Consider the following 12538-nt stretch of genomic DNA (forward strand, 5'->3'; position numbering starts at 1 on the left):
TGTAGGAGCTGCCGCAGGCTGCGATCTTTTAGCGGCGATCCTTGCCCCGCAACATGCTGTCCAGCACGTCATCGCGGCGCACCCAACCGTGAAACAACGCCGCCGCCAAATGCAGCAGCACCGTCAGGAACAACAAATACGCCAGATACCCGTGAGCCTTGCGCAGGATCGCAAATACCTGCGCATTCGCCGGTACGATCGGTGGCAACTGCAACGAGCTGCTGAGCATCACCGGGTCGCCGGCCGCCGAAATCATCGCCCAGCCCAGCAGCGGCAGGATCAGCATCAACGCGTACAACAAGACATGCGAAGCCTTGGCCGCCAGCGCTTGCCAACCCGGCAGATCCGCCGGCAGCGGTGGCTGTTGAGTGGAAAAGCGCACGGCCAGGCGCACGATCACCAACAGCAGAATCGCGACGCCCAAAGGTTTGTGCAGATGAATAAGCCACTGATGACGCTCGGACACCGAAGCGGCCATGCCCGCGCCGATAAACAGCATGGCAATGATCATCAGCGCCATCAGCCAGTGCAGCAATCGCGCTAAAGGCGCGAAGTGGTTCGCTTGAGCGCTCATTGACGAGACTCCTGTTTATTCGCAGAGGGCAACTGGCTGACTTCGCTGGTACGACGCAAGTAGGAAGTGGCGTACCCCGCTGAACGAGCGGCGAGCAATGGGTCGTCGGAACCTTCTATGCCGGCGGGCAGTACCAGCGGGTCATAGTTGATGTCACGGCATTCGCCATTGAGTTGCGGCTGGGTGCTTTCGAGCACCAGGGTGCCGGCGTTCAACACTTTGCGACCCTCGGGCCAGGCCTTGCTGGCGTCATTGACCGGATCACCGGGGTTGGCCAGGGTGATATTCAGCTGCCAACGCAGCGGCCCTGCGGAAATGCGCTGTACCAAGTCCTTTTCCAGGAAATCACCACCCTCAGGCGCCGTAGCACCCGCTGCATCCTGAGCGACGGGCACCATGCTCCAGCGCACCGCTTGCCGTTGCCCGGCCGAGTTCACCAGGTAAAACGCATTGACGCTGTTGTAGGTTTCCGTCACGTAACTGGCCGACGGCTTGGCGGTTTTGATCCAGGCCAGGAACGGTGCAGCTTCCGGATGCGAGCCGAAGAACGCCGGCACCGCAGTGGGGTTCGGCTTGCCGGTGGCCGGGTCCGGTGACTGAGCTTGTTGCAATTGGTAGAACGCTTCGGGCGTGCCCACCGGGAACACCGGCATGCTGTTCATCCCGGTGCGCCATTGCTGGCCGTTGGCCTGGGTGAATCGCAAGGCCAGACTGCGGATCGGCACGCTGTTGTCTGGCGCATAAGGATTACCGGCCGGCAATGCGAAACGCCCGACCACCGGGGTCCGCGCTACATAGAACACCTGAGCGCTGGAATAGCTGCGCGCCTCACCGCTGCTCTCGAAGTGCCCGATCACGCATACACCTTTGGAGTGGTTACGCCGGAAGCCCGGGTGCACGTTGTTGGTCTCCAGCACATTGATCAGTTTTTTCGGCGTCAGACGCTGTGGGTCAAAGGTGCCGTTGACGTAGGCAAAAGCCCCGGCCACTGCGGCAACCACCACAGCGATACCCGCCAGACGTAATGTCACGCTCGCGCCACTCAAGGGTGGCCGGGTTGGCGGTGATGAGCGATCTACCATGAAAGACTCCAGGGCCATCGGCCACAAGTGAGAAGGATCAAGCAGACGAACCCCACGGCGGTTTATTCCATCACGCGGTATTTATTTTTTCAGGCGTGGAATAACCTCGAACGCCGGGCGTCTTCCTGGTGTCCGGTCTCACAAATACGTTTCCTGTTTGGCGAGTGGCTGTTGTTGCCAGACAAGGCGCCGCGACGAGTCATAGCCCGCTATGGCGAGGAGCGGCAACGCAGTATGGCGACAACAGACGCCGCCAAACAGGAAACGTATTTGTGAGACCGGACACTCACCACAGCGTAGTGACTAGCCAGAACTTCATGAACGATATCGACGAACAACTGCGAGAAATCATTCCCAGATTGCGCCGGTTTGCCGTGTCGTTGACGCGCAATCCCAGCAGCGCCGACGACCTGGTGCAGTCTTGCCTTGAGCGCGCGCTGTCGAGTTGGGGCGACAAACGCCCCGAGGGCGACTTGCGCGCCTGGTTGTTTTCGATTCTGTATCGACAGTTTCTCGATGCTCACCGGCGCTCCCGGCGTTATGCGCGGATGCTCGAATTCTTTACCGGGCGTGACGATACACAGCCGTCGGTGGAACGCACCGTGATCGCCCAATCGACCCTGAAAGCCTTCGATCAACTCACCACCGAACAACGTGCCCTGCTGCTCTGGGTCTCGGTCGAAGGCTTGAGTTATAAAGAGGTCGCCGAGATTCTCGACGTCCCCACCGGCACCGTGATGTCCCGCCTGTCCCGTGCCCGCCAGGCCTTGCGCCAGCTCAGCGACGGCGAAATCACCAGCCCTTCTCTGCGGATACTCAAATGATCAGCATGCCCCCAAGCGAGCGTGACCTGCACGCCTACGTCGACCATCAACTCAGCGATGCCGACCGACGTCTGGTGGAGACTTTTCTGGCCAGCAACGCTGAAGTGGCTGCACACGTGCGTGCCTGGCAGCAGGACGCCCAGCAACTGCGCGCGGCATTGAGCGGCGCCCTGCAGCAACCGGCCAACCCGAACCTCGACCCGGCGCTGATTCGCCAACGCCTCAAACGACAATCGCGCCGTCACCTGGCCAGCGCCGCCGTGTTGCTGATCGCGGTCAGCGTCGGCGGGTTCAGCGGTTGGCAAGCTCGGGAGATGACGCTCATCAGTGCCACGCCGCCGATGACCGATGCCCTGCAGGCCTATCGTCTGATTGCCCAGCAAGGCATCTTGCCGGCCGATTACAAAGTCAGCGACGACGGTGATATGCAGGGTTGGCTTGACCGCTATTTCACTCAAGCCAATCGCTTGCCTGACCTCTCGGGCGCCGGTTTCAAACCGGTCAGCGGACGCTTGCTGAGCACCGAGCAAGGGCCGGCGGCGATGGTGGTTTACGAAGATCAGGACGGGCATAAAGTCAGTTTCTACGTCCGCCCACCGGGTCCGAAAAACTACCTGTTACCGAGGGGCAGTCGCAGCGATGGCGAGTTGCAGGCCGAGTACTGGTCGGGGGGCGGGTACAACTACGCGATGGTCAGCCCGAGCGATACGCCGGCGGCGCAGATGCTCAAACAAACCGTCCAGTTCTAACCACACCACCAATCCCCTGTGGGAGCGGGCTTGCTCGCGAATGCGGTGTGACAGTCGACATTAATATTGACTGATCAACCGCATTCGCGAGCTTGGATTTGTCCAGATTTCAACCCTGCCCGAACACTTGCGAAGGCCTACGCAGCAACGGGTCGAACGGATTGATCCGCGGCCCGATCAGTGCCGCTTCGCGCTTGAGCATTTCCACCACCGTCGGCAAGCGATCCGGCCCCAGCCGATCACTGACGGTGGCCACACTCAATGCCGCGACCGCCCGCCCTTCACGATCCAGAATCGGCACTGCCACCCCGGCCATGCCCTGCAACACGCCGGTGTTGCGCCCGGCATAACCCAGTTTGCGCACATTCTCGACTTCCGAGCGCAGGAACACCTCGTCGTACAGGTGGAAATCCTTGAGCCTCGGCAAGTTGTAGTGAATCACCGTGTCGCGCTCTTCTTCTGGCAGGAACGCCAGAATCGCCAGACTGCCCTGCCCCACGCCCAACGCCACCCGCCCGCCGATGTCACCGGTAAACGTGCGGATCGGAAACGGCCCTTCGCTACGATCCAGGCAGATCGCATCAAAACCACTGCGCGCCAGCAAGAACAACGAATCCCCCAACGACGCCGACAGCCGCAGCAGCGCCGGACGCACCAGTTCGCGCAGGTTTCCAGTGTTCCCGGCACGAGCCGCCAGGGCGAAAAACTCCAGACTCAAGCGATAGCGTTTGCTGCGCGCATCCTGCTCGACCATGCCCTCATCCATCAGGCTGCGCAGCAATCGATGCGTGGTCGGTTGTGACAATCCGATGCGATGGGCCAGTTGCGTCACCCGCTCCCCGCCCTCGACGGTGTCACCCAGACTACGCAGCACGGCAAACAGTCTGGAGACTGCGCCAACACCGACATCACTTTTGCTTTCATTCCGCTGAATGGAATCTGTCATGGGTTTTCTCGAGTATTAATTTACTCACCGAATGAAACTGAAAATAGTCATCGCCTCAGTGAAATAGGCCATTGAGCCCATCCTATTCTTCGTCCTACTCTGCGTCCAGACAGGGGCGATTCGAACAACAGCGGCAGCCGACTGAAGTCGAGCGCCAACGCACCCAGCAAGACCTTTTCGTATCTGCCCATACAAAAAAGCGCGCCTTCGGGCGACGCATAACAATCTCAGGTGGAGCGCAGTTATGGCTTTTGTGCAACTTGAAGGACTCGGCAAACGTTACGGTGAGATCGACGCCGTCGTTGCCACCAACCTCTCGGTCGAGAAAGGCGAGTTCGTCTCGCTGCTCGGCCCCTCCGGATGCGGCAAAACCACCACCCTGCAAATGATCGCCGGCTTCGTCGAAGTCACGAGCGGTCGTATCCTGCTGGACGATCGCGACATCACCCACGCCAAACCCGCCAGCCGTGGTCTGGGCGTGGTGTTCCAGAGTTACGCGCTGTTCCCGCACATGACCGTGAAAGACAACGTCGCCTTCGGCCTGCGCATGCGCAAAGTGGCCAACGGCGAGTTGCAGCAGCGGGTGGACCGGGTGCTGAAACTGGTGCGCCTCAACCAGCATGCCGAGCGTTACCCCCGGGAGCTTTCCGGTGGCCAGCGTCAGCGTGTTGCATTGGCTCGGGCTCTGGTGATCGAGCCGCCGGTGCTGTTGCTTGATGAGCCGCTGTCCAACCTCGACGCCAATCTGCGCGAAGAGATGCAATTCGAGATCCGCCGCATCCAGCGCGAAGTCGGGATCACCACGCTGATGGTCACCCATGACCAGTCCGAAGCGCTGTCCATCAGCGACCGGGTGGTGGTGATGCAGGCCGGGCGCATCACTCAGATCGACGCTCCCTACACCCTGTACGAACACCCGCGCACCGAGTTCATTTCCGGGTTCGTCGGCAAGGCCAATCTGCTGCCCGGCGAACGGGACAATACCGGCGTCGTCCAAGTGAGCAGTGGCGGCGATCTGACCCTCAGCCTGCGCCCGGAAAAAATCGATCTGCGGGAAAAAGGTCAGGGCCGTCTGCAAGGCAACATCGTCAGTCGCTTCTTTCTCGGCAGCCAATGGCTGTACGGCGTATCGACGACCCTGGGCGAACTCAGCGTGGTGCGCCGCAACGACGGTTCGGCACCGCTGACCGAAGGCACGGCGGTCGGCCTCGATTGGGACGCAACGTTGCTGCGGGTGCTGAGTGTCGACGAGGTGCCGGCATGAGTACGCTTGTCGCCATTCGCCAGGGACGCCAGGGTTACTGGCTGTCGGCACCCGCCCTGGCCTTGTACCTCAGCCTGCTGGTTATCCCGCTGCTGCTGACCTTGGTGCTGTCATTCAACGTCTTCGACTACAGCTCGGGGATCAACGGCGACGCCTACACCCTCGATCACTACAGCAGCCTGCTGGGCGACCCGTACTTCTACGAGATCTTTCTGCGCACGATTTGGATCAGTGTCCTGACCACCCTGCTCTGCGTGGCGATCGGCGTGCCCGAGGCCTACATCCTCAGTCGCATGGGCACGCCGTGGCGCTCGATTTTCCTGATTCTGATCCTCACCCCGCTGCTGATTTCAGTGGTGGTGCGCACCTTCGGCTGGAGCCTGTTGCTCGGCGCCGACGGTCTGGTCAACCAGACCCTGCAAGCCTTCGGCGGCTCGCCAATGAAACTGCTCTACACGCCGTTCGCGGTGGTGATTGCGCTGGTCCACGTGATGCTGCCGTTCATGATCATTCCGGTCTGGACCTCGTTGCAAAAACTCGACCCGGCCGCCGAACAAGCCGCGATGTCCCTCGGTGCCAGCCACTTCACCGTGATGCGCGAAGTGGTGCTGCCGCAAATCATGCCCGGTGTGCTCTCCGGCACCTTGATCGTGTTCGGTCTCGCCGCCAGTTCGTTTGCCATCCCCGGCCTGCTCGGCGGACGCCGGATAAAAATGGTCGCCACGCTGATCTACGACCAATACCTGTCGGAGCTCAACTGGCCGATGGGCGCGGCCATCGCCGTGGCCCTGCTGTTGCTCAACCTGCTGATCATGCTGTCGTGGAACCGGATGATCGAAGGCCGCTACAAGAAGTCATTGGGATAACTCGTCATGTCCAAGAACGGTCCTTTCGCCCTGCTGTTCCATACCCTCGTAGTGCTGTTCATGCTGGCGCCGCTGGTGGTGGTTTGCCTTGTGGCCTTCACCCCGGAAAACACCCTGAGCCTGCCAACCACGGAGTTTTCCCTGCGCTGGTTCCGCGCGGTGTTCGAGCGTGCTGACTTTGTCGATGCGTTCTACAACAGCCTGATCCTGGCCTTCAGCGCCGCCAGTCTGGCGACACTGATTGCGGTGCCGGCGGCGTTGGCGATTACGCGCTTCGAGTTCCCCGGACGCGACTTTTTCAACGGTCTGTTCCTGTCGCCGATCATCATTCCGCACTTGGTGCTGGGTGTTGCGTTGCTGCGCTTGTTTGCGCTGATGGGCGTGAATGGCAGCTTCGCCTGGCTGATCTTCGCCCACGTGCTGGTGATCACACCGTACGTGCTGCGGCTAGTGCTGGCGTCGGCCATCGGCCTGGATCGCAGCGCTGAACACGCCGCGCAATCGCTCGGTGCCGGGCGCTTCACGCTGTTCCGGGAAATTACTTTGCCGATGATTCTGCCGGGGGTCGCCGGTGGCTGGCTGCTGGCGTTCATCAACAGTTTCGATGAGGTCACGCTGTCGATCTTCGTCACCTCTCCGGCCACGCAAACCCTGCCGGTGCGGATGTACGTGTACGCCACCGAATCCATCGATCCGATGATGGCGGCGGTGTCGGCACTGGTGATTGGGTTGACCGCGTTGACGATGATTTTGCTCGACCGGGTCTACGGCCTCGATCGGGTTCTGGTGGGCAAACAATGAGGGCGCCATGGCTCTGCTGAAACGACTGGCCGAAGGCGACCGCCCGGCCCTGGACTTTACCCTCGACGGCACACCTGCCACCGGCCTGCTCGGCGACACCTTGCTGACGGCGGTGCTGACCTGCAGCGAACACTTGCGCGGTAGCGACTTCAGCGCCGAACCCCGCGCCGGGTTTTGCATGATGGGTGCCTGTCAGGACTGCTGGGTTCGACTGGGCGATAGCCGGCGCGTGCGCGCCTGCTCGACGTTGCTCGAAGCCGGGCAACAGGTCAGCCGCGAACCGGGGCGCAGCATATGACGGTCATTTATCCGGTGCGCCCAAAAGATCGCAGCCTTCGGCAGCTCCTACGCCGAACGCGGTCTCCTGTAGGAGCTGGCGAAGCCTGCGATCTTTTGATCTTGAATTTCATGGGGTCTATATGAATTCCGTGATCATCATCGGTGCAGGCCCGGCCGGCATTCGTGCAGCACAAACCCTGGTCGCCCACGGCGTTCGCCCGGTGCTGCTGGACGAAGCAGCACGCGGTGGCGGGCAGATTTATCGCCGCCAACCGGCAAACTTCAAGCGTTCACCGGTCAAGCTGTATGGTTTCGAAGCTGGCAAGGCCAGCGCGTTGCACCAGACGATCGACACGCTGTGCAAGCAACTCGACTACCGCCCAGAGACCCTGGTATGGAACGCCGAGGACGGTGCGCTCGACACCTTGCATGAGGGCCGCGCCGCGCGGTTGGCGTTCTCCCGTGTGATCGTCGCCACGGGCGCCACCGACCGGATTCTGCCGGTACCGGGCTGGACCCTTCCGGGGGTCTACAGCCTCGGTGCAGCGCAGATCGCCCTCAAGTTTCAAGGCTGCGCCATCGGTGAACGTGTGGTGTTCGCCGGCAGCGGGCCGTTGCTGTACCTGGTGGCGTATCAATACGCCAAAGCCGGTGCGAATGTCGTCGCAGTGCTCGACAGTTCGCCGTTCAGCGCTCAGGCCCGCGCCCTGCCCGGCCTGCTCTCGCAGCCCGCCACCCTGGCCAAAGGCATCTATTACCGCAGTTGGCTGACCGCCTACGGCATCCCGGTGCATCAGGGGGCCAGCCTGAAACGCATCAATGGCGAACAACGTGTGCAATCGCTGAACTGGTCCAACTCAGTGGGTGAACAGCAACTCGATTGCGACGCCGTCGCCTTCGCCCACGGCCTGCGCAGTGAAACCCAACTCGCCGATTTGCTCGGCTGTGAATTCACCTGGAACCCGCTCAACCGTGCCTGGCTGCCGCAACGTGACAGCGCCGGTCGCAGCAGTGTCGCCGAGGTCTACCTGGCTGGTGACGGTGCCGGCATCATGGGCGCCGACGCGGCCGAAATGGCCGGCGAACGCGCGGCTCTGGCGTTGCTCGAAGACATCGGTTACCTGATCCCGCCGCAACGTGGGACGCAATTGGAGCAGGCGCTGGGACGGATCGATACCTTCCGCCAAAGTCTGGAACGGGCCTTCATCTTTCCCGAGAATTGGGCCGCCGATGCCCCGAATGACGTGATGATCTGCCGCTGCGAAGAAGTGCGGGCCGGCGACATCCGCCAAGTGGTGCGCGAGGGCCATTGGGAGATCAATCGGGTCAAGGCGCATTGCCGGGTCGGCATGGGTCGCTGCCAGGGTCGGATGTGTGGCGCCGCCGCCGCGGAAATCATTGCCTGCGAAAGCCAGCGCGGCGTGTCCGACATCGGCAGGCTTCGGGCTCAGGCCCCCATCAAACCCCTACCGTTTGGTCTGGAGGTCGAGTCATGATCGAAGTCGATGCCGTCATCATTGGCGGCGGAATTGTCGGTGCCTCCGCCGCGCTTTTTCTGAGCAAGGCCGGGCGTCGCGTGGCGCTGCTGGAGCGGGACTTCTGTGGCTCGCATTCCAGCGGCGTGAACTACGGCGGCGTACGGCGTCAGGGGCGACCGTTGTCGCAACTGCCGCTGTCGCAGCGGGCCCACGACATCTGGGGGCAACTGCCGCAGCTGATTGGCATCGACGGTGAATATCAGCGTAGCGGTCATCTGAAACTGGCCCGCAGCCTCAACGACCTGCACGCCTTGCAAGACTATGCCGCCAGCAGTCGGGGCTTTGGCCTCGATTTGCAGGTACTCGATCGCAGTGAATTACGCGCACGTTTTCCGTGGGTCGGCGAGGTGGCGGTCGGTGCCTCGTTTTGCCCCGATGACGGTCACGCCAACCCGCGACTGGTCTCCCCGGCGTTCGCCCGGGCGGCGCGGCGACATGGAGCACAAGTCCATGAACAATGCCCAGTGACGGCGGTGGAACACGACGGGCAACGCTTTCGCATCAGCACGCAAAGCGGTCTGGAGTTGCAGGCGCCCTGGCTGCTGAATTGCGCCGGCGCCTGGGCCGGCACCCTGGCTGAGCAATTCGGTGAGGGGGTGCCGATGCACGCCGGGCACCCGGCGATGCTGGTCACCGAGCCGTTGCCGCTGGTGATGAACGCCAGCACCGGGGTCGAGGGCGGTGGCATTTATGCGCGCCAGGTCGCGCGCGGCAATTGCGTGTTGGGTGGCGGTCAGGGTTTTGCCCTCGACGGCGCCCGCGCCCGGCCCGGTCAACACGCCGTGATCGAGATCCTGCGTCAGGCCGTCGAGCTTTATCCGTTTCTTGAAGGCGCCCAGGCGATTCGCACCTGGAGCGGCACCGAAGGTTACCTGCCCGATCGCCAACCGGTGATCGGCCACAGTGGCACTCAACCCGGTCTGCTGCACGCGTTCGGCTTTGCCGGTGCGGGCTTTCAGATCGGCCCCGCGGTGGGCCAGGCGCTCACCGAAATCATCTGCAGCGGCGCCTCAAAAGCGTCGCTGGATGCGTTTTCCATCACCCGGTTTCACTCCATCTCCGTTGCTTGATAGAGGAAGGTCGCGCCAATGAATAACGTCAAACGCAATGCTCTGCTCGGTATCTCCTGCTTGAGCGCCCTGCTCACGGTCACCCAGGCCCAGGCCCAGGCCGAACCGACGCTTTACCTGGGCATGAACGGCGGGACTATGGAGCGGCTCTACGCCGACAAGGTGCTGCCGGTTTTCGAGAAGGCCAACAACGTCAAAGTGGTGATCGTGCCCGGCACCTCCGCCGATATCCTGGCCAAGGTCCAGGCCAGCAAAGGCAACCCGCAGATGCATGTGATGTTCCTCGACGACGGCATCATGTACCGCGCCATCGCCATGGGGCTGTGCGACAAACTCGAAGACAGCGCACCGCTGGCGCAGATTCCGGCCAAGGGCCGCATCAAGGATCAAGCGGTGGCGGTCAGCCTCGGCGTGACCGGGCTGGCGTACAACACGCGTCTGTTCAAGGAGAAAGGCTGGACCGCACCGACTTCGTGGATGGACATGGCCGACCCGCGTTTCAAGGACAAACTGGTGTTCCAGTCGATGGCGTCTTCGACCTTTGGCCTGCACGGGTTCCTGATGTTCAACCGGATTCAGGGCGGCAGCGAAACCGACGTCGAGCCAGGTTTCAAGGCGTGGCCGAACACCGTCGGGCGCAACGTGCTGGAGTACATTCCGAGTTCGGCGAAGATTTCCGAAATGCTTCAGACCGACGAAGCGGCGCTGTTCCCGCTGACACCCACCCAGGTCACCGCCCTGAAACTCAAGGGCATGCCGGTGGAGTATGCGCAGCCGAAGGAAGGCGCCGTGGTGCTCAACGTGGCCGAATGTGCCATCGCCAACAACACTCAGCCGGAACTGGCACAGAAACTCGCCGCCTTCTTGCTGACACCTGAAGCGCAGGCCGCCGCGCTTGAAGACGGCGACCAGATCCCATCCAACCCCAATACCCCGACCACCGACAAGACTCGCGGCCAGGTCGAGGCGATGAAGCAGTACCTGACCACGGCCATTGCAATCGATTGGGATCAGGTCAACGAACAGCGTCCGGCGTGGAATGCGCGGTGGAATCGTAGTATCGAGCGCTAACTGACAAACACCCCATAACTGTCAGCAGGAACGCAATCGATGTAGCAGCTGCCGAGCCTGCGAGGTTGCGTTCGGCTGCGAAGCAGTCGTAAAACCAAACACCGTGGTCATTCAGGAAAACCGCAGGGAATGGATTGGCGACTGCTGCGCAGCCGAACGCAGCCTCGCAGGCTCGGCAGCTGCTACAGGTCGACACAACTGGAATGGAAATTCCCCCTTTGGTTACACTACGGCGCGGCAGCTCGGGGAGCCGGCATGAAGATTACGGGGTGAAATCACAGTGGCCGTTCGACCGCCAAACCGTTCGCGACTCACACCACGCTGCGCTACGCCGCTTGTTCGGCAAGTCATCGGCAGCATCCGCCGGTAACACCGCAACCGGTCGCGTCATCCACGACTACTTCCGCCGCAAGGCCAATTCCCAAGGCTACACCCTCAGCCATAGCCAACAACGCGTCATCGACTGCATGGCGCAACACGCCGCAGCGCTGCCGGGCACCTCGGCAAAAACGCTTCCCGGCCTTTACCTGCACGGAGCCGTGGGTCGCGGCAAGAGCTGGCTGCTCGACGGGTTTTTCCAGGCCATTCCCATCGCGGAAAAACAGCGCCTGCATTTTCATGAGTTTTTTGCGCAGCTACACCAAGGAATGTTCACTCATCGCGATCAAGCCGATGCACTGGAAACCACCCTCGATGAACAGCTGCGCGATTGCCGGGTGCTGTGTTTCGACGAGTTTCACGTCCATGATATCGGCGACGCGATGCTCATCACCCGGCTGTTCAAGGCACTGTTCCGCCGAGGCATCCTGCTGCTGGTCACTTCTAACTACATACCGGAAGGACTGCTGCCCAACCCGCTGTACCACGCGCGCTTCAAACCGGTGATCGACCTGATCAACGCTCGCATGCAGGTCATGGAGGTCGGCGGCCCCACGACTACCGCAGTCAGGTCAGAACCCATGCCCAGCAGCTGTTTACCCAGGGACAGTACGTCTGGCCCGCTACCGCAATGCAGCGTCAGTCGTTGAACCTGCCCGAACGCGACGCGCCGGCCATTCAACTGCCCGTCGGGACACGCAACCTTCAGGCCCGACACTGCGAAGGGCGAACCATCGGTTTCACTTTCGGCGATCTGTGCGACCAACCCACAGCGGTCATGGATTACCTGGAGTTGTGCCGACGTTTCGATCATTGGTTCATCGATGAACTGCCCAACCTCGCCGATTGTTCCATCGCCGCCCAACAGCGCTTCATCAATCTGGTCGACGTCCTGTACGACCAGGACAAGCACCTGATTCTGCTCGGGCAGCAGTCTTTGCGCGAAAGCCTGGGCGGTGATGCCATCGATCTGGCGCGCACGCGCAGCCGGTTGGGGCAGTTGGTGGAAATAAAGGGAGCAGTCTGATCAATATTCTTCGGTGCGGCTGCTGGCCTCTTCGCGAGCAAGTCGAATCGTCGCACCGCCGCTCCCACA

Annotated in this window: 12 protein-coding genes and 1 pseudogene; 10 read left to right on the top strand and 3 right to left on the bottom strand. The window is 61.8% G+C overall.

Annotated elements, in window-relative coordinates; genetic code table 11:
* Positions 1–28: 28 nt before the first annotated feature.
* A complete protein-coding gene (locus E3W21_RS18990) occupies positions 29–574 on the bottom strand; it encodes a cytochrome b (protein WP_134421429.1) in 546 nt (181 codons plus the stop codon).
* On the bottom strand, positions 571–1656 hold the full coding sequence (locus E3W21_RS18995) for a catalase family peroxidase (RefSeq protein WP_134421430.1): 1086 nt from the start codon (positions 1654–1656) through the stop codon (positions 571–573). The genes E3W21_RS18990 and E3W21_RS18995 overlap by 4 nt, the downstream gene beginning before the upstream one ends.
* Positions 1657–1973: 317 nt before the next feature.
* Between E3W21_RS18995 and E3W21_RS19005 the strand changes: the two genes are divergently transcribed.
* On the top strand, positions 1974–2480 hold the full coding sequence (locus tag E3W21_RS19005) for an RNA polymerase sigma factor (RefSeq protein WP_134421463.1): 507 nt from the start codon (positions 1974–1976) through the stop codon (positions 2478–2480).
* Complete coding sequence (locus tag E3W21_RS19010) at positions 2477–3229, top strand: anti-sigma factor (protein WP_134421432.1); 753 nt, start codon at positions 2477–2479, stop codon at positions 3227–3229. Before E3W21_RS19005 ends, E3W21_RS19010 begins: the two co-directional genes overlap by 4 nt.
* Positions 3230–3338: 109 nt before the next feature.
* Here E3W21_RS19010 and E3W21_RS19015 read toward each other — a convergent pair whose 3' ends face one another.
* Positions 3339–4175 (bottom strand): IclR family transcriptional regulator, encoded by an 837-nt coding sequence (locus tag E3W21_RS19015; protein WP_134421434.1) that lies wholly within the window; start codon positions 4173–4175, stop codon positions 3339–3341.
* A 244-nt stretch (positions 4176–4419) separates the two neighbouring features.
* Between E3W21_RS19015 and E3W21_RS19020 the strand changes: the two genes are divergently transcribed.
* From E3W21_RS19020 to zapE, 8 genes and pseudogenes are all read left to right on the top strand, one after another.
* Positions 4420–5439: an ABC transporter ATP-binding protein gene (locus E3W21_RS19020; protein WP_134421436.1), complete on the top strand. Its 1020-nt coding sequence runs from the start codon at positions 4420–4422 to the stop codon at positions 5437–5439.
* Positions 5436–6305 carry an ABC transporter permease gene (locus E3W21_RS19025; protein WP_134421438.1) on the top strand — a complete coding sequence of 290 codons (870 nt, stop codon included), beginning with the start codon at positions 5436–5438 and terminating at the stop codon, positions 6303–6305. Before E3W21_RS19020 ends, E3W21_RS19025 begins: the two co-directional genes overlap by 4 nt.
* 6 nt (positions 6306–6311) lie before the next feature.
* Positions 6312–7106, top strand: coding sequence for an ABC transporter permease (locus tag E3W21_RS19030; protein WP_134421440.1), 795 nt, complete (start codon positions 6312–6314; stop codon positions 7104–7106).
* A gap of 7 nt (positions 7107–7113) precedes the next feature.
* On the top strand, positions 7114–7404 hold the full coding sequence (locus E3W21_RS19035; protein WP_134421442.1) for a (2Fe-2S)-binding protein: 291 nt from the start codon (positions 7114–7116) through the stop codon (positions 7402–7404).
* A gap of 121 nt (positions 7405–7525) precedes the next feature.
* The gene (locus tag E3W21_RS19040) at positions 7526–8881 is read left to right on the top strand and encodes an NAD(P)/FAD-dependent oxidoreductase (RefSeq protein ID WP_134421444.1); all 1356 of its coding nucleotides are present in this window, start codon (positions 7526–7528) and stop codon (positions 8879–8881) included.
* Positions 8878–9993, top strand: a complete 1116-nt coding sequence (locus E3W21_RS19045; RefSeq protein ID WP_134421446.1) for an FAD-binding oxidoreductase — start codon at positions 8878–8880, stop codon at positions 9991–9993. Before E3W21_RS19040 ends, E3W21_RS19045 begins: the two co-directional genes overlap by 4 nt.
* A gap of 18 nt (positions 9994–10011) precedes the next feature.
* Positions 10012–11064, top strand: a complete 1053-nt coding sequence (locus E3W21_RS19050; protein WP_134421447.1) for an ABC transporter substrate-binding protein — start codon at positions 10012–10014, stop codon at positions 11062–11064.
* Between the two features lie 280 nt (positions 11065–11344).
* Positions 11345–12469, top strand: a pseudogene (gene zapE / locus E3W21_RS19055) (cell division protein ZapE).
* Positions 12470–12538: the final 69 nt, after the last annotated feature.

The organism is Pseudomonas sp. F01002 (genome assembly GCF_004402115.1).
Taxonomy (GTDB): Bacteria; Pseudomonadota; Gammaproteobacteria; order Pseudomonadales; family Pseudomonadaceae; genus Aquipseudomonas; species Aquipseudomonas frigoris.

What these genes read in the sequence shown, in the direction of transcription:
- E3W21_RS18990 (WP_134421429.1), bottom strand. Translation starts at nt 574, where the DNA reads ATGAGCGCTCAAGCGAACCACTTCGCGCCTTTAGCGCGATTGCTGCAC.
- E3W21_RS18995 (WP_134421430.1), bottom strand. Translation starts at nt 1,656, where the DNA reads ATGGTAGATCGCTCATCACCGCCAACCCGGCCACCCTTGAGTGGCGCG.
- E3W21_RS19005 (WP_134421463.1), top strand. Translation starts at nt 1,974, where the DNA reads ATGAACGATATCGACGAACAACTGCGAGAAATCATTCCCAGATTGCGC.
- E3W21_RS19010 (WP_134421432.1), top strand. Translation starts at nt 2,477, where the DNA reads ATGATCAGCATGCCCCCAAGCGAGCGTGACCTGCACGCCTACGTCGAC.
- E3W21_RS19015 (WP_134421434.1), bottom strand. Translation starts at nt 4,175, where the DNA reads ATGACAGATTCCATTCAGCGGAATGAAAGCAAAAGTGATGTCGGTGTT.
- E3W21_RS19020 (WP_134421436.1), top strand. Translation starts at nt 4,420, where the DNA reads ATGGCTTTTGTGCAACTTGAAGGACTCGGCAAACGTTACGGTGAGATC.
- E3W21_RS19025 (WP_134421438.1), top strand. Translation starts at nt 5,436, where the DNA reads ATGAGTACGCTTGTCGCCATTCGCCAGGGACGCCAGGGTTACTGGCTG.
- E3W21_RS19030 (WP_134421440.1), top strand. Translation starts at nt 6,312, where the DNA reads ATGTCCAAGAACGGTCCTTTCGCCCTGCTGTTCCATACCCTCGTAGTG.
- E3W21_RS19035 (WP_134421442.1), top strand. Translation starts at nt 7,114, where the DNA reads ATGGCTCTGCTGAAACGACTGGCCGAAGGCGACCGCCCGGCCCTGGAC.
- E3W21_RS19040 (WP_134421444.1), top strand. Translation starts at nt 7,526, where the DNA reads ATGAATTCCGTGATCATCATCGGTGCAGGCCCGGCCGGCATTCGTGCA.
- E3W21_RS19045 (WP_134421446.1), top strand. Translation starts at nt 8,878, where the DNA reads ATGATCGAAGTCGATGCCGTCATCATTGGCGGCGGAATTGTCGGTGCC.
- E3W21_RS19050 (WP_134421447.1), top strand. Translation starts at nt 10,012, where the DNA reads ATGAATAACGTCAAACGCAATGCTCTGCTCGGTATCTCCTGCTTGAGC.